Raw genomic sequence first — 1,976 nt, 5'->3', positions numbered from 1 at the left:
GCCTTCGTGATGCCGTGGACGAAGGGTTTAACCTTCGGGCCCTCGCGGAGCTTCCGGACGAATGTCACCCGCTGGATGATATTCTTCTCGTCCTTCCTAGGCCCGCCCATGGGGCGGACTACGAGTTCCTGGAGATCGGGACACTCCGCCAGGACGTCAACGATCGTCTGGTTGACTTCAGTGCCCGCATCGACAATCGCAGTCCCCTTCCTGTCAATTACTGCCTCGAGTATAACTTTCCCGTAGATCTTCGCCGCCAGCAGGTCCCGGAGGAACCTGTCCCGGGAAAAGATGGCCCCGTCTATTTCTATTGCGGATATGCTCCCGTCCAGCACTCCTTTGATTATAGACGCGTCCACGAGCTGGGGAATGTGGCGCAGCGCGTTGCCGTCCCTGTCGATGGCCTGGGTCAGGGGCTTTCCCCACCGGTCCTTCAGGCTCTCCTCCAGCTTGTCGGGGATATTGACCCTTTCCACCGAGTGCCACACCATTACGGAAGGCACGTTCAACTCCCTGCACCGGGCAGCGTTCTTCACCGTAAACAGCCTGTCGGCCTTTGCGATGACTTCATAATCCACGATGACATCATCAGCAAGGTAAACTCTGTTGACCAGTTGTTCCAGTAACCTCCCGTCACGTACCAATAATGGTGTAGGGGTGTTTTCAGTTATCATGCCGAGCTGTCCGAGGGTCAGGTGGGTGCCGGCAGGCACTTCCTTCCCGTCGGAGGAAATGAAGGGACTGATGAGGTCCTTCCCCTCCATCTGTTTCCTGAATCCCCCTTCGCCAATGATGAGGGTGATGCCCCTCTCTTCGCCATCCTCAACCACCAGGGATGAGATCAGCATACCGGGGCGAAGGAGGGTTCGGATCATGTCTTCGTTAAGAGGGGCTCCGATAAATCTCTTTATTTCTTCATTTCTTTGTGAAGATATAATGTCTCTGAGAATGCAGCCTGAGAATATCCGCACCGCCTCGGCAATGTTGTGCTCGTTCTCCCTGCCTATCTGTGCCGTCTCTTCGTCGATGTCGTCGGTCCAGACAAGGTCTCCGGCCACAAAAGACGTATCGCCCTCCTCGGTGATCTTCACCCGGTTTACGGGAGCCACCTTCCGGAGGATGACCTCGATATGCTTGTTGTTTATGGAGACACCCTGCGAGCGGTACACTTCCTGGATCTCATCCACAAGGGCACGCTGCACCGCCTCGATCCCCTCAACCTCGAGAAGCTGCTGGGGATCCACGTTGCCCTCGGTGATCCTGTCGCTCTTCCTCACCTCGTCACCTTCCCTCATGAGGAGGTTCTGGCTGATGGGGATATTGTATGCTGTTTTCTCTTCACTTTCTTCACTTGCGGAAGAGATGATGACCTTTCTTTTTCCCTCCATGACCCGGATCTCGGAACCCCTTCCGTCGACACCGGCAAGGTAGGCCACTTTCTTCGGCCGGCGGACCTCGAAGAGCTGTTCGATACGGGGAAGACCCTGGGTGATGTCCTCGCCGGTCAGACGGACGCCTCCAGTGTGGAAGGTCCGCATTGTGAGCTGGGTTCCCGGCTCGCCTATGGACTGGGCAGCCACCACACCCACGGCCTCGCCGATGGGAACTTCTTTCCTCGTGGCCAGGTCCATTCCATAGCATACCTGACAGATCCCGTGCCTCAGACCGCAGGTCAGGGGGCTGCGAACTTCCACTGAGTCTATGCCTGCCCGTTCGACCGACTCGGCCTTCTCCACGGAGATGCATTCCCCGGCCGATACGATGGTCTCCCCTGTCGCGGGATCGGCAATGTCCTTCAGGGCCGTACGGCCGTAGATCCTCTCCGAAAGGGGGATCATGACCTTGCCGTCCTGCTTCAGGGGCTCGATGCAGATGCCGTGGTCAGTGGCGCAGTCATGTTCCGTTATGATAAGGTCCTGGGCCACGTCAACAAGCCGCCTGGTGAGGTACCCCGACTTGGCCGTCCGGAGCGCCGT

1 protein-coding gene is annotated in these 1,976 nt (G+C 57.7%); it reads right to left on the bottom strand.

Annotated elements, in window-relative coordinates; genetic code table 11:
- A partial coding sequence (locus GX108_01620) for a DNA-directed RNA polymerase subunit beta' (GenBank protein ID NLO55744.1) occupies positions 1 to 1,976 on the bottom strand: 1,976 nt, incomplete at both ends.

This window comes from Thermovirga sp. (genome assembly GCA_012523215.1).
In the GTDB taxonomy this organism is placed as follows: domain Bacteria; phylum Synergistota; class Synergistia; order Synergistales; family Thermovirgaceae; genus 58-81.
The sequence above is the reverse complement of the archived record's forward strand: the minus strand, read 5'-3'. Positions and strand labels throughout refer to the sequence as shown.